This window comes from Sphingomonas mesophila, from assembly GCF_003499275.1.
Lineage (GTDB): Bacteria > Pseudomonadota > Alphaproteobacteria > Sphingomonadales > Sphingomonadaceae > Sphingomicrobium > Sphingomicrobium mesophilum.
Genome location: NZ_QWDF01000001.1, coordinates 1,751,015 through 1,775,363 on the forward strand (window position 1 = coordinate 1,751,015; position 24,349 = coordinate 1,775,363).

The 24,349-nt window shown below is 67.9% G+C and carries 21 protein-coding genes and 1 tRNA gene; 13 read left to right on the forward strand and 9 right to left on the reverse strand.

Annotated elements, in window-relative coordinates:
* Nucleotides 1-99: 99 nt before the first annotated feature.
* The 6 genes from D0Z60_RS08755 (at nucleotide 100) to D0Z60_RS08780 (ending at nucleotide 5,588) form a co-directional block, all read left to right on the forward strand.
* Nucleotides 100-2,163, forward strand: coding sequence for a S9 family peptidase (locus tag D0Z60_RS08755; protein WP_118857882.1), 2,064 nt, complete (start codon nucleotides 100-102; stop codon nucleotides 2,161-2,163).
* Nucleotides 2,160-3,542 carry a hypothetical protein gene (locus D0Z60_RS08760; protein ID WP_118857883.1) on the forward strand — a complete coding sequence of 461 codons (1,383 nt, stop codon included), beginning with the start codon at nucleotides 2,160-2,162 and terminating at the stop codon, nucleotides 3,540-3,542. Before D0Z60_RS08755 ends, D0Z60_RS08760 begins: the two co-directional genes overlap by 4 nt.
* Nucleotides 3,539-3,943: an acyl-CoA thioesterase gene (locus D0Z60_RS08765; RefSeq protein WP_118857884.1), complete on the forward strand. Its 405-nt coding sequence runs from the start codon at nucleotides 3,539-3,541 to the stop codon at nucleotides 3,941-3,943. The genes D0Z60_RS08760 and D0Z60_RS08765 overlap by 4 nt, the downstream gene beginning before the upstream one ends.
* A gap of 31 nt (nucleotides 3,944-3,974) precedes the next feature.
* Complete coding sequence (maiA, locus tag D0Z60_RS08770; RefSeq protein ID WP_118857885.1) at nucleotides 3,975-4,625, forward strand: maleylacetoacetate isomerase; 651 nt, start codon at nucleotides 3,975-3,977, stop codon at nucleotides 4,623-4,625.
* 26 nt (nucleotides 4,626-4,651) lie between these two features.
* On the forward strand, nucleotides 4,652-5,437 hold the full coding sequence (locus tag D0Z60_RS08775) for a class II aldolase/adducin family protein (protein ID WP_118858520.1): 786 nt from the start codon (nucleotides 4,652-4,654) through the stop codon (nucleotides 5,435-5,437).
* A gap of 74 nt (nucleotides 5,438-5,511) precedes the next feature.
* Nucleotides 5,512-5,588: transfer RNA gene (locus tag D0Z60_RS08780), tRNA-Pro, on the forward strand.
* A gap of 4 nt (nucleotides 5,589-5,592) precedes the next feature.
* On the opposite strand, the gene D0Z60_RS08785 is transcribed toward D0Z60_RS08780, so the two are convergent.
* Together D0Z60_RS08785 and D0Z60_RS08790 are read right to left on the reverse strand one after the other, a co-directional pair.
* On the reverse strand, nucleotides 5,593-6,900 hold the full coding sequence (locus D0Z60_RS08785; protein ID WP_118857886.1) for an FAD-dependent oxidoreductase: 1,308 nt from the start codon (nucleotides 6,898-6,900) through the stop codon (nucleotides 5,593-5,595).
* A gap of 35 nt (nucleotides 6,901-6,935) precedes the next feature.
* Nucleotides 6,936-7,253, reverse strand: coding sequence for a polyhydroxyalkanoic acid system family protein (locus tag D0Z60_RS08790; protein ID WP_118857887.1), 318 nt, complete (start codon nucleotides 7,251-7,253; stop codon nucleotides 6,936-6,938).
* Between the two features lie 58 nt (nucleotides 7,254-7,311).
* On the opposite strand from D0Z60_RS08790, the gene D0Z60_RS08795 reads away from it, so the two are divergent.
* From D0Z60_RS08795 to D0Z60_RS08810, 4 genes are all read left to right on the forward strand, one after another.
* Complete coding sequence (locus tag D0Z60_RS08795) at nucleotides 7,312-8,022, forward strand: D-Ala-D-Ala carboxypeptidase family metallohydrolase (RefSeq protein ID WP_118857888.1); 711 nt, start codon at nucleotides 7,312-7,314, stop codon at nucleotides 8,020-8,022.
* A 55-nt stretch (nucleotides 8,023-8,077) separates the two neighbouring features.
* Nucleotides 8,078-10,657, forward strand: coding sequence for an ATP-dependent chaperone ClpB (clpB, locus tag D0Z60_RS08800; protein ID WP_118857889.1), 2,580 nt, complete (start codon nucleotides 8,078-8,080; stop codon nucleotides 10,655-10,657).
* 70 nt (nucleotides 10,658-10,727) lie between these two features.
* Entirely contained in the window at nucleotides 10,728-11,264 is a 537-nt protein-coding gene (locus tag D0Z60_RS08805) for a hypothetical protein (RefSeq protein ID WP_118857890.1), read from the forward strand.
* Nucleotides 11,265-11,285: 21 nt separating this feature from the next.
* On the forward strand, nucleotides 11,286-13,112 hold the full coding sequence (locus D0Z60_RS08810; protein WP_118857891.1) for a putative 2OG-Fe(II) oxygenase: 1,827 nt from the start codon (nucleotides 11,286-11,288) through the stop codon (nucleotides 13,110-13,112).
* A 344-nt stretch (nucleotides 13,113-13,456) separates the two neighbouring features.
* Here D0Z60_RS08810 and D0Z60_RS08815 read toward each other — a convergent pair whose 3' ends face one another.
* The 3 genes from D0Z60_RS08815 to xseA form a co-directional block, all read right to left on the reverse strand.
* Nucleotides 13,457-16,672, reverse strand: a complete 3,216-nt coding sequence (locus D0Z60_RS08815; protein WP_118857892.1) for a TonB-dependent receptor domain-containing protein — start codon at nucleotides 16,670-16,672, stop codon at nucleotides 13,457-13,459.
* Between the two features lie 180 nt (nucleotides 16,673-16,852).
* On the reverse strand, nucleotides 16,853-17,071 hold the full coding sequence (locus D0Z60_RS08820) for a DUF2093 domain-containing protein (RefSeq protein WP_118857893.1): 219 nt from the start codon (nucleotides 17,069-17,071) through the stop codon (nucleotides 16,853-16,855).
* A 14-nt stretch (nucleotides 17,072-17,085) separates the two neighbouring features.
* Nucleotides 17,086-18,492 (reverse strand): exodeoxyribonuclease VII large subunit, encoded by a 1,407-nt coding sequence (gene xseA, locus D0Z60_RS08825; RefSeq protein WP_118857894.1) that lies wholly within the window; start codon nucleotides 18,490-18,492, stop codon nucleotides 17,086-17,088.
* Here xseA and purD point away from each other — a divergent pair.
* From purD to D0Z60_RS08840, 3 genes are all read left to right on the forward strand, one after another.
* Nucleotides 18,491-19,750, forward strand: a complete 1,260-nt coding sequence (gene purD, locus D0Z60_RS08830) for a phosphoribosylamine--glycine ligase (RefSeq protein ID WP_118857895.1) — start codon at nucleotides 18,491-18,493, stop codon at nucleotides 19,748-19,750. The two genes, xseA and purD, sit on opposite strands and share 2 nt — an antisense overlap.
* Entirely contained in the window at nucleotides 19,740-20,150 is a 411-nt protein-coding gene (locus tag D0Z60_RS08835; protein ID WP_162888167.1) for a hypothetical protein, read from the forward strand. The genes purD and D0Z60_RS08835 overlap by 11 nt, the downstream gene beginning before the upstream one ends.
* A gap of 103 nt (nucleotides 20,151-20,253) precedes the next feature.
* Nucleotides 20,254-20,736 carry a hypothetical protein gene (locus D0Z60_RS08840; RefSeq protein ID WP_118857897.1) on the forward strand — a complete coding sequence of 161 codons (483 nt, stop codon included), beginning with the start codon at nucleotides 20,254-20,256 and terminating at the stop codon, nucleotides 20,734-20,736.
* Here the strand turns inward: D0Z60_RS08840 and D0Z60_RS08845 are convergent.
* The 4 genes from D0Z60_RS08845 to D0Z60_RS08860 form a co-directional block, all read right to left on the reverse strand.
* Nucleotides 20,733-21,281 carry a L,D-transpeptidase family protein gene (locus tag D0Z60_RS08845; protein WP_118857898.1) on the reverse strand — a complete coding sequence of 183 codons (549 nt, stop codon included), beginning with the start codon at nucleotides 21,279-21,281 and terminating at the stop codon, nucleotides 20,733-20,735. The two genes, D0Z60_RS08840 and D0Z60_RS08845, sit on opposite strands and share 4 nt — an antisense overlap.
* A gap of 188 nt (nucleotides 21,282-21,469) precedes the next feature.
* Nucleotides 21,470-22,330, reverse strand: coding sequence for an outer membrane protein (locus D0Z60_RS08850; RefSeq protein ID WP_118857899.1), 861 nt, complete (start codon nucleotides 22,328-22,330; stop codon nucleotides 21,470-21,472).
* 137 nt (nucleotides 22,331-22,467) lie between these two features.
* The gene (locus tag D0Z60_RS08855; protein WP_118857900.1) at nucleotides 22,468-23,808 is read right to left on the reverse strand and encodes a hemolysin family protein; all 1,341 of its coding nucleotides are present in this window, start codon (nucleotides 23,806-23,808) and stop codon (nucleotides 22,468-22,470) included.
* A 63-nt stretch (nucleotides 23,809-23,871) separates the two neighbouring features.
* On the reverse strand, nucleotides 23,872-24,339 hold the full coding sequence (locus D0Z60_RS08860; RefSeq protein WP_240325591.1) for a nucleoside deaminase: 468 nt from the start codon (nucleotides 24,337-24,339) through the stop codon (nucleotides 23,872-23,874).
* Between the last annotated feature and the right edge of the window lie 10 nt (nucleotides 24,340-24,349).

The window sequence follows — 24,349 nt, forward strand, 5'->3', positions numbered from 1 at the left end:
GCCGATTGGGGAATGATTTCCATGTTCAAGACAGCGTTCGCAGCACTGCTCTCACTCGCTCTCGCCGCCCCTACCCCACTCCTCGCGCAGAAAGCCCCGATGACCAAAGCCAGCGATCTTCCGCCGCCGCCCAAGGCCGAGCAGCGCCCCTACAGCTTCGAGCGCCACGGGATCCGCGTCGAGGATCCCTATTTCTGGCTCAAGGACCAGGGCTATCCCAAGGTCGATGACAAGGACGTGCTCGACTATCTCAAGGCCGAGAACGCCTATTTCGAAGCGGCGATGAAGCCCCACGCCAAGCTCAAGGAGACCTTGTTCGAGGAGATGAAGGCGCGGGTGAAGGAGGATGACACCTCGGTCCCGTTGAAGCAGGGCGACTGGCTCTATTGGTCGGCGTTCAAGAAGGGCACCCAATATCGCGACTGGTACCGCAAGCCGGCCAAGGGCGGCGCCGAGACGCTGATCTATTCCGAGAACGCCGAAGCCGCCGGCAAGGAATACTACCGCCTCGGTGCCTTCGCCGTTGCGCCCGATGGCACTAAGCTCGTGACCCTCGTCGACGACGACGGGTCGGAGCGCTTCAAACTCGTTGTCCGCGACCTGGCCACCGGGAAGGATCTCGAGACGGTGACCAAGGTCGGCATCGGCAATCCGGTGTGGACCGCCGGTTCGACCGGGCTGGTGTTTACCGAAGTCAACGACCAGTGGCGCAGCTACCGCGCCCGTTACCACCGCCTCGGCGCCGATCCGGCCAAGGCCGTCACGCTCTACGAGGAGAAGGCCGACATCGCTTTCTCGGTCGGGGTCGACCGAACGACCGACGATAGCCTGATCCTCATTTCGACGGGCAACAACAGCTCGAATGAGGTGCGCTTCGTTCCCGCCAACAATCCGACCGCGCCATTGACCCTGATCCGTCCGCGCAAGCCCGACCTCCAATACGAAGTGGACGCGGCCCACGGCAAATTGTGGATCCTGAGCAACGACAAGCACGTCAATTTCCGGATCGCCAGCGCCGATCCGGCCAAGCCCGCCGACTGGCAGGAAGTCGTCGCCGGAAGCGACCGCACCTATTTGCGCGGGATCAGTGCGCACCGCGACCATCTGCTCGTCACCAGCCGGGTCGACGGCCTCGATCAGCTGGTGCTGCGCGACTACAAGTCCGGCGCCGAGGAGCGCGTGCCGTTCGCCGAGGCGAGCTACAGCGCCGGCTTCTCGGGCAACCCGGAATTTGCCCCGGCTTCTTACCGCCTGGGCTACTCCTCGATGGTCACGCCCGCGACGGTCTACGACTATCATCCCGCCGAGGATCGACTCGAAGTTCGCAAGGTCCAGGAAATTCCGTCGGGCTACGATCCCGCGAAATATGTCACCGAGCGGATGATGATACCCTCGCGCGACGGCAAGCGCATTCCGGTCTCAGTGGTGCGCCGCAAGGACTACAAGAAGGACGGTTCGGGCAAGCTGTTCGTCTACGGCTACGGCGCCTATGGCTATGCCGTCCCGCCCAGCTTCTCGACCAACCGGTTGAGCCTGGTCGACCGCGGCTTCGCCTTCGCCATTGCCCACATCCGTGGCGGCGACGATCTCGGCTACCAATGGTTTCTCGACGGCAAGCTCAAGGCCCGCACCAACACCTTCAACGATTTCGTCGACGTCACCCGCGGCCTGATCGCGGCCGGCTATGCCAAGCCCGGCCGGGTCGCGGCGCAAGGCGGTTCGGCCGGCGGCGAGCTGATGGGTGCGGTGGTCAACCAGGCGCCCGAGCTGTTCGGCGCAATCGTCGCCGACGTACCGTTCGTCGATGTCCTCAACACGATGCTGGACGACACCCTGCCGCTGACCCCGGGCGAATGGACCGAATGGGGCAACCCGATCACCGACCCCGAGGCATTCAAGCTGTTGAAGAGCTACAGCCCCTACGACAATGTGACCGCCAAGGCCTATCCGCCGATGCTCATTACCGGCGGCCTTAACGATCCGCGTGTGACCTATTGGGAGCCGGCGAAGTGGGCCGCCAAGCTGCGCGCCACCAAGACCGACGACAATCTGCTGCTCCTCAAGATCAACATGGGCGCAGGCCACGGCGGCAAGTCCGGCCGCTGGAACTCGCTGTATGAGGTTGCCGAAGCCTACACCTTCATCCTGACCCAGATCCCGTGAGCCTGCGGGCGGTCCTGGCGCTGCTGATCCTCTCGGCGGCACCAGCCGCCGCGCAGCCGCTCGCGCCGGTCGAAGCGAGCGTTCGCCGGTCGGGCGATGCGTTCGTGGCCGAGTTTAGCTTCCCGCGGTCGGCGCCGGCCTGGGCGTTCTTCCGCTCGGCGCGGGCCGAGGTCGACCAGCAGCCGTGGCGGGCGCGCAGCTGGACCGTGCTTACGCCGGGCGTGACCCTCCAGCGGCGCGGGCGCTACGATGCAATCGTCGGAGTTGGCGGGTCACCCGTGCCGCGACGGGTGCAGGTGCGGATCGTGCCGTTCACCCGGCAGCTCGCGTCGGACTATGTCCCGGCGCTGCTGCTCGGCGGGCGCGGCGTGGCGCTGTTCGACGGGCATTTCGCCGCTTTTTCGGTTGCCGACCCGGCCGCGCTCGAGCGCTTCGGCGTTGAGCCGCCAGAGGGCGTGATTGGCGATGGCGGAACGCGTGTGCGCTTCATCGGCGGGCGTTCGCTCAGGATCGCCGGCGACGTCGCCGGCTATCGCCGCGGCGAAAGCTCAGGCGCGTATGGCCTGTTCGACGTCGCCCGGGCGCAAGTCGCCAACGGCATCGCGACGGTCATCGACAGCGAAACGCCGGCGTGGCTGGCGCAATATATCGCACGCTTCACGCCAACCGCTTTGGGCGTGCTTCAGGCGCGCCTCGGGCCGTCGGGCATTGCCGAGCCGACCGTGCTTGCCGCCTGGGAGGGCGCCGCCAACGACGGCGCGAGCATGAACGGCGGGACCTTGAAGGGCCTCATTCTGATGCGCCTCGAAGGCAAGGCCGCACTGACCCCCAACCCGGCGCTGCGCGAGATGGCGCGCTGGTTCATCGCCCACGAGGCGGCGCATTTCTGGCTCGGTCAGGCGGTGGCCTACGAGGGCTCGCGCGACAGTTGGATCATGGAGGGAGGCGCCGACCTGCTCGCCGCGCGCACCGTCCAGCGGCTTGACCCCGCTTATTCGCCGACTCCCTTCCTCAATCAGGCGATCCGCGATTGCGCCGCCGCGCTCGTCAAGCCGGTCGCCACCGCCCCCGAGCGCGGCGAGCATCGCACGACCTATGCTTGCGGGACAATCTTTGCGCTCGCCGCCGAGCGCGCCTCGGGCGGCGATTTCTATGGTTTTGCGCGCACCCTCATCGCCCGTCACCGCTCCCGCGGCATGGTGAACAGCGAAAACTGGCTGGACTTGCTTACGGTGACCGCCGGAAGGCCCGGACCGGCACGGCAGGTCCGCGCGATGCTCGATGGAGGTGCGGCCGAGCCGAAGGCGGCAATCGCGACGTTGCTGAGGGCCAGCGGCGTTCCCTTCACCCTCTCGGCCGACGGGCTTCCGACGCTGTGAGCCGCCCGGTCTACGAACATCGCATCACAGCGCTCCCCGAGCACATCGACGAGCTCGGCCACGTCAACAATGCGGTCTGGGTGCAGTGGATCCAGGAGGTCGCGCTGGCCCACTGGTATTCGGTCGCCGACCCCGCCCACCAGGACGATTACATCTGGGTCGTAGTGCGCCACGAGATCGAGTATCTGCGCGCGGTCAAGGCGGGCGAGACGGTGACCGGACGCACTTGGGTCGGCGAAGCGCCCAAAGGCGCACGATTTGACCGGCTGATGGAGTTCGTCGGCGACGACGGCAAGCCGCGGGTTCGCGCCCGCACCACCTGGGCGATCATCGACAAAGCCAGCGGCCGGCCGATCCGCGTTCCGCCCGCGGTCATCGCCCCGTTCACCGGCGGCGATTGACGTCCTTGCAGCGGAGTCGCACTCTGCCGCGATGGACCGCATCGTCCTCCACGATTATTTCCGCTCCTCGGCCTCCTACCGGGTGCGGATCGCGCTCAACCTGAAGGGGCTCGCTTACGAGCGGCGCGAGGTCAATCTTGCCGACGGCGCTCAGAAGGGCGCCGCCTTCCGCTCGCTCAACCCACAGGGCTTCGTGCCGTGCCTCGAGATCGACGGCCTCAAGCTGACCCAGAGCCTGTCGATCGCGGTGTATCTCGACCAGACCCGGCCCGATCCGCCACTGATGCCGCGCGACCAGGCCGACGGAGCGCACGTCCGCGCGCTGGCGCTGACCGTCGCCTGCGACATCCATCCGCTCAACAATCTGCGCGTGCTGAAATATCTCCAGGGACCGCTCGGCATTGCCGAGGACGCCAAGGACGGATGGTACCGCCATTGGGTGAGCGAAGGTTTGGCGGCACTCGAGGCGATGGCCGCTCCGCGCGCCGGCGCGTTCCTGTTCGGCGACTCGCCGACCTTGGCCGACGTCTGCCTCGTCCCCCAGCTCTACAATGCGCGCCGCTTCTCGGTGCCGATCTCGGCCTATCCGACGCTTCGCCGGGCCGATGAAACGGCCAGCGCGCACCCCGCGTTCGCCGCCGCCCACCCCGACCGCGTCGCCCAGGAGGATCTCGTCAAATGAACCGCGTCGACACCATGAACCGGGGGATGGAAGGCAAGAGCCCGATCGCAGATCTCGCCATCCCCTCGCTCGAAGGCCGGGTCAGCGACGAGGAATGGGCGATACGGGTCGATCTCGCCGCCGCCTACCGGCTGGTCGCTTACTACGGCTGGGACGATCTCATCTTCACCCACCTGTCGGCGCGCATCCCGGGGCCGGAGCATCACTTCCTCCTCAACCCCTACAATTTGATGTTCGAGGAAGTGACCGCGTCGTCGCTGGTCAAGGTCGACTTGCACGGCAATCCGGTCGAGCCGACCCCGTTCATCACCAATCCGGCCGGCTTCACAATCCATTCGGCGATCCACATGGCGCGCGAGGACGCGATGGCGGTGATGCACCTCCACACGCCGGCCGGCCAGGCGGTTGCCGCTCACGAGGAAGGGCTGCTGCCGCTGACCCAGACCGCGATGCTGGTGCGCGGCGATCTCGCCTTCCACGACTATGAGGGCGTCGCCACCGACCTCGACGAGCGCGAGCGGCTGGTCGCCGACCTCGGCACCAAGGGGGGCATGATCCTGCGCAACCACGGCACCCTTAGCGTCGGCGCCAGCGTCGGCGAATGTTTCGTCAAACTCTACTTCATCGAGCGCGCCTGCCAGGCGCAGATCATGGCGCTGTCGGCCGGCGAGCGCTGCAACAACCCGCCCCAGGGCACACCCGAGCTCGCCGCCGAACAGGGCAGCGCCGGCCTGTCGGTCGCCGCCAAGCTCCTCGCTTGGCCCGCCCTCCTGCGCAAAGCCCACCGCCTCGACCCGGGCTTCGCGACCTAAGGCGCTTGCGCTCGCCAGGGTGCGCGGCTAGGAAGCCCGCGCCTTGACCCCCGCCGATCGTGCGGGCGGTCGGTCGGGGAGTAGCTCAGCCTGGTAGAGCACTGTCTTCGGGAGGCAGGGGCCGGAGGTTCGAATCCTCTCTCCCCGACCATCTTTTAGCGCCCTAGAACGCTCAGCCAGTCGGCGTGGCGAACAAATTTTTCACGAGGGCTGCCGGGCCGGGCCGCCTCGGCCTCGGCTGCCTCGATCTGTCGCCAGTCCGCAAAATCGGTCGCCCGGATATCGCGGTCGCACAGCACTCGGTCGAGCCCCGCGCCGCCCGTTTTCCCGCCGTCGCTGCCCGGCGGGATAGCCGCGGCGACCTGCTCGGCCACCTCGTAGCCGTCGGGCCGGTTGGTGCCGATCGTCCCGGTCGGGCCGCGCCGAGCCCAGCCGACGCAGTATAGCCCGTCGCCGATCTGGCCATGATCGTTGAGAAAGCGCCCGTCCTGATGATCGTAGGACACGCCGGGGATCATCGGCGTCGCATAGCCAATGCAACTGACCACCAGCCCGGCCGGAACGGCATAGGTCTCGCCGGTGCCGACTGCTCGGCCGCCCTCCAGTTGGGTGCGCTCGACGATGACTCGCTGGGCCCGCCCCTCACCTTCGATTACCACTGGCTTGGCAAAGAAGTCGAACACGATGCGCTTGGGCTTGCCGGCCGGATCGAGAGCGATGAACTCGCGCAGCAGCCCGACCGACTTGGCCAAGCCGCGATCCTCGAGCACCTTGTCGTCTCCCGCCGGCGGAAAGTCCTCGGCCTCGACGATTGGCGCGGCCGCCGCGAGATGCGCCAGTTCGCCTAATTCCTTCGGCGTCATCGCGATCTGGTGCGGGCCGCGGCGGACAAGGATGGTGATCGTTCGGATCGCCGATCCTTCGAGCGCGTCGAGCGCATGGCCGACGATGTCGCTGCCCTCGAACTCCCGGCGGGTCTTGCTGAGGATTCGGGCGACGTCGAGCGCGACATTGCCCGCGCCGATGATCACCGCATCGCCTTCGTCAAGCGGCGGAGAGAGGGCGGCGAATTCCGGGTGGCCGTTGTACCACCCGACGAATGCCGCCGAGCCGATCACGCCGGGCAGATCCTCGCCGGGGATGCCGAGCTTGCGGTCGTTGGGCGCGCCGGTCGCCAGCACCACCGCGTCGTACAGCCCCAGCAATTCCTCGATTGTCACGCCGTCCCCGACCGCGACATTGCCGACGAAGCGCACGCCATCGGTTTCGGCGACCTTGTCGTAGCGCTTGGCCACGGCCTTGATCGACTGGTGGTCGGGTGCCACGCCGAAGCGGATCAATCCGTAGGGCACCGGCAATTTGTCGATGATGTCGATCCGCGCCGCCTCGCCATAGGTCTTGGACAGCGCCTCGGCGGTGTAGAAGCCGGCCGGCCCCGAGCCGACGATCGCGAAATGGCGCATGAGACCGACTCCCCCGCAATTGCGTGGGACGAAGCCTAGTCGCGCTTGTCCTCGAGCAGCAAGTCGCCGCCCTTGCGGCTCAGCATCGCTTCGATCGGCCCGGCGAACAATGCCAGCATTCCAGGCAGCTCGATCCGGCAATTGACCAGCGTCTCCTCGACCCGGATGTCGCTGGCGACCGACTGGCCCATGGTGGCGACGTCGAGCTTGAGCGTATCGCCCTCCCACCGGCTGGTGACGGCGGCACCACCGGGGATGTGGCTTTCCAGCTTGTCGATGTTGGCCGCGATGCGGCGGCGGGCTTCCTCGCGGCCGAGCTTGTGCGGCAGGTCGACGTTGATCGGGCGGCTCATGAGCCGAACATGCGGGGCCGACGGTTGCTTTTCAATGGCGGGCGCGTTTTGATTGCCCATGCACTTCGCGCTCACCCTGATGCTGCTGCTGTTCGCGCCGGCCGCCGCGTCGACCACCCCGACCTCCGCGGCGGCCCAGGAATATGTCATGAGCGGCCAGGACGAGCCCGGCTACCGGCGCTGGATGGCGAGCGACCTGAGCCGCGCGATCCAGGTGCGGGCGTTCAACGACTATCTGGTCGCCAACGGCGTCGGTGGGGTCGCGCCGACCTGGCAGCTGATCCGCACCGCCAGCCACTGGTGGCGCTGCTCGGGGCAGCCGTTCGAGGTCCCGCCGACCGAGCATTGGCCGAATATCGTCCAGGCGCTGCGCTACATCGGCGCGTTCGTCGAGCCTGCAATCGGCGAAGTCGAGGTTGTCTCGGCCTATCGCAATCCCGCGCTCAACCAATGCGCCGGCGGAGCGGGCAGTTCGACTCACTTGACCGGCGGCGGCATCGACATGGTGCCCATTTCCGCGATCGACCGCGAACGGCTGATGGAGCGCCTGTGTCGGATCCAGCTCGACAAGGGCTGGTGGAACGGCATCGGCCTCGGCTTCTACAAGGGTCTCCGATTCCACATCGATGCGCGCAAGAATCGCGAGTGGGGCACCGCCGGAGCGGCCGGCGGATACGGGTGCGCGGCGGTCCTGCGCGAGGGCGCCAAACCGTTTGTCGAGAGCCCCGCTGGTAGCGATGCAACAGCTGTGCCCCCGCCGACACAATAGGCCCTTGTATTAGGCCGCTAACACACCAAATGGCCGGGGAAACGAGGGATTTTTGATGGATTTCGAGAAGCTCACCGACCGTGCCCGCGGCTTCCTCCAAGCCGCTCAGACCATCGCCGTGCGCGAGCATCACCAGCGCATCACCCCGGCGCATTATCTCAAAGCATTGCTCGACGACGAGCAGGGCATGGCGGCCGGACTGATTGCGGCGGCCGGCGGCGATGCCAAGGCCGCGCGGCGCGAGATCGACGCGTTGGTTACCAAGCAGCCGGCAGTCACCGGAAGCGGCGCCACCAGCGCGCCTGGGGTCGACGGCGACCTGCTGCGCGTTCTCGACAAGGCGCAGGAGATCGCGGTCAAGGCCGGCGACCAATATGTCACGGTCGAGCGCATCCTGCTCGCCTTCGCGCTGGCCAAGGGCACCGCGGAAGGCGATGCGCTGCACCGCGCCGGCCTTACCCCGCAGGCGCTCAACGCGGCCATCGAGAAACTGCGCGGCGGGCGAACGGCGGACACGCAGGGCTCCGAGGACCGTTACGACGCGCTCAAGCGCTACACCGTCGATCTCACTGCCCGCGCCCGCGACGGCAAGCTCGATCCGGTGATCGGCCGCGACGAGGAAATCCGCCGCACCGTTCAGGTGCTTGCCCGACGCACCAAGAACAACCCGGTGCTGATCGGCGAGCCTGGGGTCGGCAAGACCGCGATCGCCGAGGGCTTGGCGCTGCGCATCGCCAATGGCGACGTCCCCGACGGCCTCAAGGACCGTAAATTGCTCAGCCTCGACATGGGCTCGCTGATCGCCGGCGCGAAATATCGCGGCGAGTTCGAGGAGCGGCTCAAGGGCGTGATCGACGAGGTCAAACAGTCGGCCGGCGACATCATCCTGTTCATCGACGAGATGCACATGCTGGTCGGCGCCGGCAAAAGCGAAGGCTCGATGGACGCCGGCAATCTGCTCAAGCCCGCGCTGTCGCGCGGCGAGCTGCACGTCATCGGAGCGACGACGCTCGATGAATATCGCAAGCACGTCGAGAAGGACGCGGCGCTCGAGCGGCGCTTCCAGCCGGTGTTCATCGGCGAGCCGACGGTCGAGGACACCATTTCGATCCTGCGCGGGCTGAAGGAGAAGTACGAGCTCCATCACGGTGTCAGGATCACCGACGCGGCGCTGGTCGCGGCAGCGACCTTGTCGAACCGCTACATCGCCGACCGCTTCCTGCCCGACAAGGCGATCGACCTGATGGACGAGGCGGCGAGCCGGATCCGCATGGAGGTCGAGAGCAAGCCGGAGGAGATCGAGAACCTCGATCGCCGAATTATCCAGCTCAAGATCGAGCGCGAAGCGCTGAAGAAGGAAAGCGACGCGGCTTCGAAGGATCGCTTGGCCAAGCTCGAAGGCGAGCTTGCCAATCTCGAGCAGCAGTCGAGCGAGCTGACCCAGCGCTGGCAGGCCGAGAAGGAGAAGATCAGCGCCGAGGCGGAGCTGAAGGGGCAGCTCGACGCGGCCCGGATCGAGCTTGAGCAAGCCCAGCGGTCGGGCGATTTGGCCAAGGCTGGGGAGCTTCAGTACGGGCGAATCCCGGAGCTCGAAAAGAAGTTGGTGGACGCAGCAATGGTTTCCTCAACCGCCATGTTGCGGGAGGAGGTGACGAGCGAGGACATCGCCGCGGTGGTCAGCCGGTGGACCGGGGTTCCGGTCGAGCGGATGATGGAAGGCGAGCGCGAGAAGCTACTTAATATGGAAGCCGCGATCGGCGGCCGGGTGATCGGCCAGGACCAGGCGGTGAAGGCGGTGGCGGCCGCGGTGCGCCGCGCCCGGGCCGGGCTGCAGGACCCCAATCGCCCCCTCGGTTCCTTTTTGTTCCTGGGCCCCACCGGAGTCGGCAAGACCGAGCTGACCAAGGCGCTGGCCGGATTCCTGTTCGACGACGACAGCGCGATGGTGCGCATCGACATGTCCGAATTCATGGAAAAGCACGCGGTGGCGCGGCTGATCGGCGCCCCGCCGGGCTATGTCGGCTACGAGGAAGGCGGCGTGCTGACCGAGGCGGTCCGCCGGCGGCCCTACCAGGTGGTGCTGTTCGACGAGGTCGAGAAAGCCCACGGCGACGTGTTCAACATCCTGCTGCAAGTGCTCGACGACGGGCGGCTGACCGACGGCCAGGGCCGCACGGTCGATTTTTCCAACACCATCATCATCCTCACCTCCAACCTCGGCAGCCAATATCTCGCCAACCTCGGCGAGGACGAGCCGGCGGAGAGCGTCGAGCACCAGGTGATGGAAGTCGTGCGCGGCCACTTCCGCCCCGAATTCCTCAACCGGCTCGACGAGATCATCCTGTTCCACCGCCTCAGCGCGAGCCACATGGGGCCGATCGTCGACATCCAGGTCGCGCGGCTCGGCAAGCTGCTGGCCGAGCGCAAGATCAATCTGGAGCTGAGCGACAAAGCCCGCGCCTGGCTCGGGCGGGTCGGCTACGACCCGGTCTATGGTGCACGGCCGCTGAAGCGCGCGATCCAGAAATACCTGCAGGACCCGCTGGCCGACGCGATCCTGTCGGGAGCGGTCAAGGACGGGTCGACGGTCAAGGTCGACGAGGGCGACGGCGGCCTGACGCTGGTGCCCGCCTAGACGATCAGGCCTTTACGGCCCGGCCGCGACGCGGCATCTTCGCCGTCACAGCCGGTGGGTGGAGAGTGGCATGGGCAAGTCGTTGAAAATGTTGGCCGGAGCGATCGCGCTTGGCGCGCTGCAAGCCCCGGCCGTCGCGCAGGACAAGTCATTGACCAACGCTCCGGCGCCGAAGATCTTCACCGACGTGCTGCAGTGCCGCGCGCTGACCGATGCCGCGCAACGCCTAGCCTGCTTCGACCGCACGGTCGGAACGCTCGCCCAGGCCCAGCAGCGCAAGGACGTGTTTGTCGCCGACAAGGAAGCGATCCGCGAGGCCCGGCGCGGACTGTTCGGTTTCAGCCTGCCGAAGGTTCGTATCTTCGGCGACGACGACATGGCCGAGGAGGTCAAGTCGATCGAGAGCAAGATCAAGGCGGTAAGCGCAGGGCAGAAAGGCTATGTCTTCACGCTCGAAGACGGAGCGCGCTGGGCGCAGACCGACAGCGCCTACATGGACAAGCCCAAGGCGGGGTCGAAGATCCGCATCCGCCGGGCCGCGCTCGGCAGCTACATGGGCAGCATCGACGGCCGGGTCGGCTTCCGGATCGAACGGCTCAGCAATTAACCCGGACGCAGGCGCGGGCCGATGAACAATCCCGCAGCGCTGCAATCGAGCCTCGTTCGCGCACAGCAACTGGCTGCGGCAGGCCGCCATTCAGAGGCCTGGACGGTGATCGCGCCGCTCCGCTCGGCGCTCGACCGATCGGGGCAAGGCTTGCGGCTGTACGCGTTGATCGCGCATCACACCGGCCAGATCGAGGCTGCGATCGACGCGCTCAAGCGGATCGTCGCAATCGAAAATTCGCCGCCCGAGATCCTCGGCGCACTGGCCGATGCGCTGGACGGCGCCGGCCGAAGCGGCGAGGCGGCCGAACATTGGACCCGACTGGTCCGGCTTCGTCCCGACTTGGCCGACGCGCACCTCAACCGGACGGTAACCCTCACCAAGGCCGGAAAGCATGTTGCGGCCTTGGCCGCGGCCGACGAAGGGTTGGCGCGCTTCGCCAATCATCCCCGGCTGCTGTCGGCCCGCGCCACCGCGCTCAAGAACCTCGGGCGGCTCGACGAGGCGCTGGCCGCGTTCGACCGCGCGATCGCGGCCGACCCGGCGCGCGCGCTCGTGCGCTACAACCAGGCGGTGGCATTGCGGGCGGCGTGCAGGTTCGACGAATCCTGCGCCGCCTATGCGGAAGCGGCGCGACTCGGCGCCTCGGGCAGCGAGTTCCATTCCAACTGGGCCGCGGCCGAGCTGGAAGCGGGCCGGGTCGACAGCGCCGCCGACCATTATCGCCGGGCGATTTCCGAGAATCCCGCCAATGCCGGGGCGATGGCGGCACTGACGCGGCTGGCCATCGAATATCGCTCCGGCGAGGGGGCATTCGATCATTATGCGGAGCGGGCGCGCGCCGTTCCGACCGCCGATCATTGGGCCGATTGGGCCGGAGCGCTGATCGCCAACGAGCGGCACAGCGAAGCCGCCGAGATCGGGCGCGAGGGACTGCAACGAGTCGGTGCAGCGCCCGAATTGCAGCTGTTCACTGCCTTCGCCGAAGGCGTGACGGGCGACGCTGCAGCGGCGCTGGCCGAGCTGGATTGCGCGCCGGGCATCGAGCAGCTCGGCCAGACCGCGCTTGCGGCCAAGGGACAGCTTGCGTTGCGGATGCACGACTTCGCCCGCGCCGCATCGCTCGCGGAGCAATATAATGCCGCGGCAGGGCCGACCGATCAGGTCGGCTGGAGCCTGCTGGCGATCGCCTGGCGGATGCTGGGCGACGAGCGCGAGGCGTGGCTGTGCGACTACGAGCGGCTGGTGATGGTGACCGAGGTGCCGTCACCCGACGGCACGCATCCGCCGGCCGAGTTCGCACGGATCGTCGCGGCCGCGCTCGACCCGCTTCACCAGACGCTGGAGGCGCCGGGTAACCAGTCCCTGCGCAACGGCACCCAGACCAGCGGCGAGCTGTTCGCGTTCGATGACCCGATCATCCGCCAGTTCCGCGAGGCGGTGAGCGACGCCGCGGCCGGCGTCGTTGCCGAGCTCCCCGACGACCCGGCCCACCCCTTCCTCCGCCGCAAGTCGCGCCGCTTCGGCTTTTCCGGAAGCTGGTCGGTGCGCCTGCGCGGTGGTGGGGGACACCATGTGCCCCACTTCCACGGCCACGGATGGATGAGCTCGGCCTATTATGCGCGGCTGCCCGAGAGCGGCGTGGAGGAGCGCACGCGGGGCGACGGCTGGATCGAGTTCGGCCGCCCACCGGCGATGTTCGACCTCGACATCGAGCCGCGCCGGGTGGTCGAGCCGGTCGTCGGGCGGCTGGTGCTGTTCCCGTCGTTCATGTTCCACGGCACGCGGCCGTTCGGCGCGGGCAAGGGCGACCGGTTGACGGCTGCGTTCGACTACCAGCCGGCCTAGCTGGTCGATCCGGGAGCGTCCCTGGTCCGGCTAGCCCACTTTTTGTATCTGATAGCCTGGCGGTAGCTGGCTCGGGAGTGACCCGTGACGTCGATCCTCGCTTCGCGAGGTCGGCGGGCCTGCGCCGGCTCTACGCGCTGCGTCGGCGGCTCGAGAAAGGGCCGTCACGGGAGTAATCCCGTGACGTCAGTCCTGACCGCTGCGCGGCAGGCTGGCCGGCCTTCGGCGGCTCTTCGCGCAGCGGTGCTCGCTTCGCTCGCCCCCGCTGCGCTCGGCGCCTCGGCATAAAAAAGCGGCGGGGGATTGCTCCCCCGCCGCCGAAAGTTCGATCCGCAGACCGTGGACTACATCTTCACCTTCGCCTGGATGGTGAAGTAGCGGCCCAGGATGACCGGCGTGAAGTAGGAGATGTCCGTGCCGCCTTCCGCGAAGAAGCCGGCCGCCGTCTTGCGGGCCTTCTGGTTGAACAGGTTCTGCACGATGCCGGTGATCTCGAAGTTGTCACCGATCTTCTTGCGCAGCGACAAGTCGAAGTAGCTCAGGCCCGGAACGTCCTCGGCGCAGTTGTCGCCGATGTTGCAGAGCCCGACGTCCTCGAGATCCGACTGCCAGTTCCAGCGGATCTGCGACGTGAAGCTATCCGTGTCGTAGGCGAGGGTCATCGTCGACTTCCACTCGGGGAAGTTGCCGCCGATGCCAGCCGCGCCGGCGCCCGAGAAGTTGGCGCCACCGAAGCTGATTTCCTCGTTCCAGCTGAACAGCTCCTGGAACCGCAGGCGGCCCGGGATGCCGATGCCGAGATCGGCGAACGGCACCACATAGTTGACCGCGAGGTCGACGCCGCTCGACTTGAACGTGCCCTGGTTCCCGGTCGCCGTGTTGATCGCGGTGACCTGGCCGGTGCCCGGATCACGCGTGATTCGAGCGCACGAGTCGAGGTTGCCGGCGAAGTAGCAGTCGCCGAGGAAGAAGCCCGCGCCGAAGCCGGTGATGATGTCCTCGATCTTGATCTTGTAATAATCGACGGTCGCCGAGAAGCGGCCGAGACCAAGGTTCGGGGTCAGCACCACGCCAGCCGTGAAGGTCTTGGCGGTTTCCTCGCTGATGTCCGGGTTACCGAAGGCGAACGCCTGAACCTGCGAGTTGATCTGAGCGAAGCTGCTGAAATCAACCGCGGGGGCCTGCGCCTGGCAGATCGCCAGAGCGCCGGGCTGCCGGCCGGGGCCAGCGTTACAGGGATCGACGTAGGACGGGAAGCCCTGGTCACCGTTGAGGAACAGCTCGACGATCGACGGCGCACGGGCCGCCTTGTTGAAGATCGCGCGGAACTTCATCCAGTCGAACGGCGAGTATTGCGCACCGAACTTGTAGTTCAGCAGGCCGCCGATGGTCGAGTAGTCGGAGTAGCGGGCACCCGCTTCGACCGACAGCTCGTCGACCAGATACATGTCGGCGAGGATCGGAACGCGAATTTCGCCGTACACTTCCTTGACGTTGATCTTACCCGACTGGTTCTGGACGGCGTTGAAGCCGTAGATGTTACCAGTGCGCTGCGCATCGTCGACGACGATGTCGCCGCGGTCGGTGCGGACTTCGCCACCGATGGCGAGGCCGACCGGGCCGGCCGGGAGCTCGAACAGGTTGCCGGTGATGTTACCGGCGACACGGACCTGCTCGAAGTCACGACGCTCCTGCGTGTCGATCTGGACGAACGACAGCTGCGCGCCCGGAGCGATGTCCGGCTGACCGGTGCGGTCGTAACCGGCGAACAGCGTGTTCGGACCGAAGATGTCGATCGGGACGCAGCCCGGCAGCGAGCCGAGCGGGCAGTTGTTGAGGCCCTGAGCAACGGCGGTGAGGTTGATGTTGCCGCGCGCTTCGATGTTGGCCGTGGTCTTGCCGTAGCTGCCCGTCAGATCCCAGTTGAAGCCCCAGCCGATCGGGCCCGAAAGCGTGCCGCGAAGGGTCTGAGTCTTCGAATTGTAGATGCCGACGCGCGGACCGGTTTCAGAGAAACGACGCGAGTAGGAGAACGGCGCAGCCGGGTTCGGACGGGTCAGCAACGCGGCCAGGAGGTCCGGGTTACACGACACGCCGACTCCGCACGGAGCGCCATTGCCCGCCGGGCCGTCGGTGCCGATCGCGATGAAGGCGTTGGTCACCGGCACGTTGATTCCGGTCGCCGGGGTCGGCGCCAGGTTCACGATCTGCTGGGTGTCGACATAGTTGCCGACGACCTTGAGGCGGATGTAGTCGGTGATGTCGTAGCGCGCCGTCATCGCCATGCCGAAGCGATCGTACGGCGTGACGAGATAGTTGAGCGGGTTGAAGTTGAACCGGCTCGAACCCGTGCTGCGATCGGCGAAGCCGCACAGACCGGTGCTCGCGGCCGGGACCAGATTGCCGTCGTCATCGAACGACAGGTTGCCGCCGTTGACCGCCGCAGTGTTCGGAACGCCATCGCAGTTGGTGTCGGCGACGCCCGCGTTGAAGCGGTTGTTGCCGACCGCGCCGACCGCCGCCGCGAGGCCCGTGAACGGGTTGGCGGCGTTGTTGAAGATGATGCCCTGCGGCGGGGTACCCGAACCGCCCACGCCGCCGCCGATGGCGATGATTCCGCCGTCGGCGCCGAAGCGGCTGGTGTAGGCCGTCGGCGGAGCGAGGTGATCCGGAACGAAGTAGAACGCTTCGCCGGTCGCGTAGTTGTAGTCGAGGTAGAGCCGGCCGGCGTTGCGGGTGACGTCGCGGTCGCCCTGGCCGACGGCTTCACGCGTGTAGTAGCTGGCGAAGAACGTCATGTTGCCGCGGTCGTCGGCGAAGTTGCCGCCGAGCAGCGCCTGGATGTTGAACGACGCGCCGTCGCCGTGATCCGAGATGCCGTATTGCGAGCTGACCTCGAGGCCTTCGAAATTGTCCTTGAGGATGAAGTTCACGACGCCGGCCATGGCGTCCGAACCGTACACCGCCGAGGCGCCGCCGGTGACGACGTCGACGCGCTCGATGAGGCCGGCCGGGATGGTGCCGATGTCGACCACGCCCGAGGTCGACGAGGCGGGCACGCGCTCGCCGTCGACCAGGATCAGGGTGCGGTTCGGGCCGAGGCCGCGAAGGTCGAGGGTCGAGAAGTCTTCACCGCCCTGGTTGTTCGACGTGCGGGTGTTGCCCGGGATGAGCTGCGGAAGTTCGTTGAGCAGGGTCTCGACGGTCACCGTACCGGTAAGGTCGAACTGCTCCGAATCGACGGTCGTGACCGGGCTCGGGGCCTCGAGGTCGGGACGGACGATGCGCGAACCGGTGACGACGATCGCGTCGTCCTCATCGGCCTGATCTTCGGGATTGGCGACGGCGGCCTGCTGGTCCTGCGTCGGCTGGGTCTCGTTCGAAGCCGAACCGGCCGGCTCGTCGCAGCGCGTGGTCGACGCGATGACGCGCCCGTCGGGGCAGGTCTGCGTGGTCGGCTCAGGGGCGGCTTGCGCATATGCCGGGGCAGCGATGGCGCCGGCGCCAAGAAGCGCGAGAGCCTGCACCGCGGCAGTCGCACGCAAATTGGATTTCGTCATTTCAATCTCCCGAATCAAGGCGCTGGTCGCCCAACACCGCTGGTTCATGGGCGTAATCCACCCCCACGTGAGAGCCGTTTAGCTTGAAAAGGGTGGCGGCTGTCCAGCGCCCTCTCCCCCCCGGACAGCTTTTGTTAAGGGAGTGTGACAGCGCGGACACACTCTAGCGCAACGGTGTGCTTAGCGATCCGCGAGGCCCTGAGCGCGACGTTCGGCGGCCAGACTGGCGGCGGCGTCGACATAGGGTTCCTGCCGCTCGACCGACCAATAGAGCAGGTCCTCGAGCGCGATCGCAGCGCCGGTAACGGCGCAGCGAACATGATCGCCGGTCGCGAGGATCCGGAACGTGCCGGCCAGATAATGCACCCGGGCTTCGCGCCCGCTGCCGCTCATCAGCATCGAAGTGACATCCTCTAGCGCTCGTCGAACAGTCCCGGCTGCGGCGGCTGGGGGCCGCCCCGGGCGCCGCGATACGCCGAACGCCGCGGCGGCTCAATCCCGCCCGCCACCGAGTCAGGAGTGGCGCCGATCGCCCCGTCGGCGAAGCGCAGGCCGAGGTGCGCCGCTTGGCCGGCGGCCGCCGCGCTGGTCAGGGTGCGGCCCGAATCGTCGGTCACGCGCGCAAAGCCCTTTTCCAGCGGACGATCGGGATGGGCGAGTTCGGCCAGCCGCCACAGTCCCGCAAGCTTCTCGCGCAGCCGTTCCGAGCGGTCGGAGAGCAGTGCGGGACGAAGACGAGCAGCGCTCACGCCCAGATCAGCGCGGGCGTGGGCGGCGCGGGCGGCAAGCGCGCGCGGCAGGCGCAGCGCCGGATCGGCCAGCCGCGCGGCGACCGGTTCGAACAGCGCCTCGGGGCGCGGCCAACGCTCGCTGGAGCGCGCCAGGCGCTCGCCGGCCTCTTCGAGCCGACGCGCCGTGCAGCGTGCGATCCGCTCGCCATGCCCGGCGATCGTCGCGGCAAGCTCGGCCAGCACCGGCACGGCGATCTCCGCCGCCGCGGTCGGCGTGGGGGCGCGGCGGTCGGCGGCGAAATCGATCAATGTCGTGTCGGTCTCGTGACCCACCGCGCTGATCAGCGGGATCCGGCATTCGGCGGCGGCACGCACCACCACTTCCTCGTTGAACGCCCACAAGTCCTCGATCGAGCCGCCGCCGCGGGCGACGATGAGCAGGTCGGGCGGCCGGTCGAGCGCCTGGAAACCGCGGATCGCGGCGGCGACCCGCTCCGCCGCCCCCTCGCCCTGGACCGGCACCGGCCACAGCAATACGTGGGTCGGGCAACGCTCAGCGAGCCGGTGGAGGATGTCGCGGATGACCGCTCCGGTCGGCGAGCTGACCACGCCGATGGTGCGCGGCAGGAACGGCAACGGCCGCTTGCGCTCCTGGTCGAACAGGCCCTCCGCCGCCAGGGCCCGGCGACGCCGGTCGAGCAGCGCCATCAGCGCGCCCTCCCCGGCCAGTTCGAGCCGGTCGACCACAACCTGATATTTGGAGCGGCCGGGATAGGTGGTGAGCTTGCCGGTGGCGATCACCTCGACCCCGTCCTCGGGCGCGAACTGAAGCCGGCCGGCGCTGGTCCGCCACAGCACGGCGTCGATGCAGGCGCCGTCGTCCTTGAGCGTGAAATAGCAATGGCCAGAGGCGTGGCGCTTCCACCCCGAGATCTCGCCGCGCACGCGAACGTGGCCGAACGCCTGCTCGACCGTGCGCTTGAGCGCCCCGGACAATTCGCTGACGCTCAGCGGCGGCGAATTGTCGCCGCTCGCGACCTTCGCTAACAGTCCGGCGGGGTCGTCGGGGCCTGGGCCGGGAGAATCCATGAACATCCTGCTGCTGGGATCGGGAGGCCGCGAGGATGCGCTGGCGTGGCGGCTAAGGCAATCGCCGAGCTGCGCCACATTGATCGCCGCACCCGGCAACCCCGGCATCGCACGCTGGGCCGAATGCATTGCGATCAATCCGAGCGACGGCGCGGCGGTGGTTGCGCTGGCGCAGGAGCGCGACGTCAAGCTGGTGGTGATCGGGCCCGAAGCGCCGCTTGTCGCGGGCGTCGCCGACGCGTGCCGGAATGCGGGCATTGCCGTCTTCGGGCCGAGCGCCGCGGCGGCGCGGCTAGAGGGCTCGAAGGGTTTCACCAAGGAATTGTGCGAGCGCGCGCGAATCCCGACTGCGGCGTTCGTTCGCGCGCGGACGGTCGACGACGCGCTCGCCGCGCTCGACCGCTTCGGCCTGCCGGTCGTCATCAAGGACGATGGCCTCGCGGCCGGCAAGGGCGTGACCATCGCCGCCACCCGCGCCGAGGCCGAGGCGGCGGTGCGCGCCGCGGGCGACACGGAGCTGGTGATTGAGCAATTCCTCGACGGCGAGGAGGTCAGCCTGTTCGCGCTGGTCGACGGCAGCCACGCGGTCGTGCTGGCCAGCGCGCAGGACCACAAAAGGGTCGGCGACGGCGACACCGGGCCGAACACCGGCGGGATGGGCGCCTATTCGCCGGCGCCGGTGCTTACGCCCGAGCTCGAGCAGCGGGCGATGAACGAGATCGTACTGCCGACGGCACGGGCGCTGGCGGCGGCGGGCACACCTTTCAACGGCGTGCTCTATGCCGGGCTGATGCTGACCGCCGACGGGCCCCAGCTGATCGAATATAATGTCCGTTTCGGCGACCCCGAGTGCGAGGCGATCGTGCCGCGCATCGCCGGCGATTTCGCGGCGCTGCTGTATGCCGTCGCCACCGGCGGCGAATTTTCCGCCCCCGAACTGTCCCCGCAAGCGGCAATGACCGTGGTGGTCGCGGCCAGTGGCTACCCCGGCGACCCGGCGCGGGGCGGGCCGATCGACGGGATTGCAACGGCCGAGCGGATCGACGGTGTGCGCGTGTTCCATGCCGGCACCGCGGCGCATTCGTCGGGCGCATTGCTCGCCGCCGGTGGGCGGGTGCTGGCGGTGACGGCGCTCGGCGACACTCTCGCCGACGCGCGCGACCGTGCCTATCAGGCCGTCGACGCAATCGATTTCCCGGACGGGTTCTGCCGCCGCGACATCGGCTGGCGCCAGCTGGAGCGTGACCATGCGGCCTAATGTGGCGTTCTCGATCGGCCTTGCGGCGAGCGTGGCCTCGGCGGTGCTGTGGCATGGGCCGGGCGGGGCGGCGGACCGCTTCATCGGGCGATCGGAAGCCGAGCTGGCGCAGATGCTCGACTATTTCGAGATGCGGCAGGTGAGCGGCCGCGTGCAGCGCGACCCGGTCGCGCGGCGAATCGTGCTGCGCGGCCCGGCCGACGACTTCCAGCGCCGCGAGCTGGTCCGGCTGTCCGAGGACATTCCGGGCATCGGCGAGGCGCGCTGGTCGCCGTCGCGCAGCCTGTGGCGCTATCCGCTGCCGATGATCGTCGAGGCGATCGGGCTGGCGATCGCCGCCTTCCTGATCGGGCTGACGACGACCGCGATCGTCTTCTACGCGCGGCGGGAGCCACTCTGATGCTCGCCTTGCTGTCCGCTTATTGGCCGATGATCCTGGTCACCTTCCTGATCGGGCTGGTCAGCGGGCGATTGTTCTTCTGGCCGTCACGAAAGGAGCCTTGATGTCCGACCTCACCGACTCCCCGCTGCTGATCGCGCTTGCGGTGATCGCCGCGCTGGTCCTGCTGTTCCTGCTGTTTCGTCCGCGCCAGCGGGTGCGGCTGTCGGACGAGGGGCCGGTGCGGCCGCACATGATCGCGGGCGAGGGCAAGGGAGTGGCCGACGAGGCCGCGGCGGCGGCGAGCGATGTTACCGGCGACATCCTGAGCGCGCAGGTCCATGCCGAATTGCCCGGCGCGTCGGGGCCGCCGGACGACTTGCAATTGCTCAAGGGCGTCGGGCCCAAGCTGGCGGCGATGCTCAATGCACGCGGGATCGTCAGGTTCGACCAGATCGCGCGGCTGTCGCCGGGCCAGGTCGAGGCGCTGGACGCCGAGCTAGGCGCGTTTCGCGGCCGCCTCGCGCGGGACAAGATCGTGGAGCAATCCGACTATCTCGCGCGCGGCGACCGCGATGGCTTCGAGGCCAAGTTCGGCCGGATCTAGGCGCCGATCAGGACCGGCGTCCCGACCCGCGTTTCGCGGAACAGCTTGGCGGCGAAAGCGGCCGGGAGCCGAACGCAGCCGCGCGACGCGCGGTGCCCCGGGATCTGGCCGGCGTGGAGCGCAATGCCGTAATCATCGAGCCGCTGCATGTGCGGCATCGGCGCATTGTCGTACTTGCGCGAGTGATGCATCGCCTTCTTCTCGCGGATCGGGAAGATTCCGGTCGGCGTGTCCTTGCCCGGCTTGCCGCTCGAGATGGTCGAGACGGCGACCAGCTCGTCGCCGCGGTAAAGGTAAGCGAGCTGGTCGTCGAGGCTGACGACGACCCGCGGCGCGCCGCTCGAGCCGGCGTCCTTGTCCCACAGATAATGGCCGGGCTTGAGGCTGTCGGTGCCGAACTTGGCAATCATGTCGGTGCGGGCGACGTCCGCCGCTTCGGCGGCGGCGCTGCGCGCCTCGGGGGTCTCGAGCCAGGTAGTCGCGGCGACCGGGGCGGCAAGCGCAATCATCCCCGATGCCGCAAGCGCAAGCGCTAGCGACTTCATTTCCCTCGTCCTTTTCAAAAACTGCGTTCGGAACAGGAAATGACCGGAGCGATAATTGGTTCCTGACAGTTGCTTTATGCAACTCACTTGCGAACTGTGAGCGTTCGCTTCGAAAAAATGAAAAGGCCCGCCGGATCGCTCCGGCGGGCCCGATCATGTTGCGCTACCGAAGGATCGGCAGCCCGGCGTTAGCCGCGCTCCGGCTCTGGCGGCGGCGGCGGCGGCGGCGGCGGCGGCGGGCACGCCTCGGTCGCCAGGATCACCGAACCGTCCGGGCAGGTCTGCGTCGCCGGGGGCGGCGGCGGAGGCGGCGGCGGCGGCGGCGGCGGAGGCGGCGGCGGTGCCGGGGTGAAGAAGTTGTAGATCAGGCTCAGCATCAGGCTGTGCGTCTTGACCCGGCCGTCGAGCGTCGAGTTGAAGCCATCGCTATCGTCGTTGAACTCGAGCTTCGAGACGTTGAAGAAGCGGTACTTCAGGCCGAGGTCGAGGTTCGGGCTGATCGCCTTGCGGATGCCGGCGATGACCTGCCACGCGAACGAGCTGTCACGCTCGCTCTCGTCGAAGTCGGTGTCGTCGATGTCGAGGCTGTAGCGGACGTTGGCATAGCCGGCGCCAGCGCCGATGTAGCCGCTCCAATTATCCTCGTCACCGAAGTCGAGCATGGCGTTGGCCATGATCGAGAAGATGCTGAGGCTGCCCGAGGCGTCGTACGGCTCGGTCGGGTTGGGCGACGGGACGAAGTCGACGTCGAGCTGAACTTCGTCGATGCCGGCGCGCTTGTGGGCGATTTCGCCCTCGACGCGGACCGGGCCGAAATCGTAGCCGGCGACGAGGTCGATGTCGTAGCCGAGGTTGTGATCGATGATGATCGCGTCGTCGACGTCGAGGTCGCTCGGCAAGACATCAAAATCGTCGGTGTCGAAGTCGAGGCTGGTGTCCTCGACCAGCATCACACCGCCGTTGATGCCGACATACAGCGAGTCCTCGCGGGCCATGGCCGGCGAGGTCAACGCAGCGGCCGCCACCGCGGCGAGAAGATAGTTGCGCATGCGGACTCCCCTTTTTTGCACCCAAGTGGTGCGGATCCAGGACGCCTCTATAACGCAATCTCGAATGCTGGAAACGGGCGTCCGCCGTTTCCCCCGTTTCCGTTGCAAACCGGCCACACCCGCGTCGCGCGGGGCGTTCAGGCGTTTGCCGCGGCCTCGGCGGAACGGCTTCGCGGCGGACGGCTGACCAGCAATTTGTCGATCTTGCGGCCGTCCATGTCGACCACTTCGAAGCGCCAATTGTCGAACTCGAACGTCTCGCCGGTGTCGGGCAGGTGGCGCAGCACCTCGAGCGCAAAGCCGGCGACGGTCGAATAGTCGCGCTCGGCGGGAAGCGCGACGCCAAGCCGGTCGGCGAGCAGATCGGCATTGGCCGCGCCCGACACCAGCCAGCTGCCGTCGTCGCGCTCGACGCACGGCGGATCGTTGTCATGCTCGAGGTCGCTGGCGAAGGCGCCGGCAAGGGCGGCGAGGATCGAGCCCGGAGTGACGATCCCGTCCAGGTGGCCATATTCGTCGTGGACCAGGGCGAGCGGCACGTCAGCCGAGCGGAGCACGGCGAGCGCGTCCATCGCGTCCATCAAATCGGGAATGACCGGCGCCTCGCGCGCCAGCTGCGACAAGTCGATGTCGCCGCCGTCGAGCACCGTCATCAGGAGGTCGCGGGTGGAGATCACGCCGATGATCTCCTCGACCGAGCCGCGCGCCACCGGCAACCGGCTGTGCGGAGTCGACTGGAGCGCGGCGCGGATCTCATCGCGGTTGCTGGTGACATCGACCCAGTCGATCTCGGTGCGCGGAGTCATCACCTCACGCACCGGGCGGTCGGCGAGCCGGACGATGCCGGAGATGATCGCCCGTTCGCTTTCCTCGAGCACGCCGGCCGTCTTGGCCTCGGCGACGACCAGGTGAAGCTCCTCCGCGGTCACCACATTCTTGTTCTCGCGGCTCATGCCGAGCGCCTTGAAGATCGCCGCGCTGGTAATGTCGAGCAGCCACACGAGCGGGGCGGTCAGCTTGGCGAGCCAGACCATCGGCCGGGCGACGATCGCCGCGATCGGTTCGGGCGAGCGCAGCGCGAATTGCTTGGGGACGAGCTCGCCAATCACCAGGCTGGCATAGGTGGTGAGCAGAATGACGAGGCCGAAGCCGATGCTCTGCGCGGTGTCCGGCTCGATCCCGAGCATTGCGATGCGCTGGCCCACCGGAGCGCTCAGCGTGGCGCCGGAGAAGGCGCCGTTGAGCACGCCGATGAGCGTGATCCCGATCTGCACGGTCGACAGGAAGCGGCCGGGCTCGGCCGACAATTCGAGCGCGCAGGCCGCGCCTTTGCTGCCGTTCTTGGCCATCGCCCGAAGCCGCGCCTCGCGCGACGAGACGATCGCCATCTCGCTCATCGCCAGCACGCCGTTGAGGGCGACGAGCGCGAGGATCAGGACCAGGTCGAGCCAGGGGAAGGGCAGCAGGGTGTCGCTCATCGCGGTGAAGGCCCTAGTGCCAAAGGTGCCGCCTGCCGACAAGCGCGACGATTGGCGATCGGGTCAAACTCGGCGGTCGGCGAAGAAGCGGCGGAGCTGGTCTGCGGCCTCGGCTTCGCCGACCCCGCCCACGACTTCCGGCCGGTGATGGCAGGTCGGCTGGGCGAAGATGCGCGCGCCGTGCTCAACTCCGCCGCCCTTGGGGTCGTCGGCGGCGAACACCAGCTTGTCGACCCGCGCCAGGCCGATCGCCGCGGCACACATCGCGCACGGCTCGAGCGTCACCCACAGGGTACAGCCGTCGAGCCGCGGCGAACCGAGCGCGGCGGCGGCGGCGCGGATCGCGACGATCTCGGCATGGGCGGTCGGGTCGTTGCTGCCGCGCATCGCATTTGCGGCTTCGGCGAGGATCGTCTCGCCGCTGGTGACGACAGCGCCGACCGGCACTTCGCCGCTCGCCGCAGCGCCCGCCGCAAGATCGAGCGCGCGGCGCATCGGCCGGGGCAGCGGAAAGGCGGGAAGGGCGGGCATGGCGCCGCGC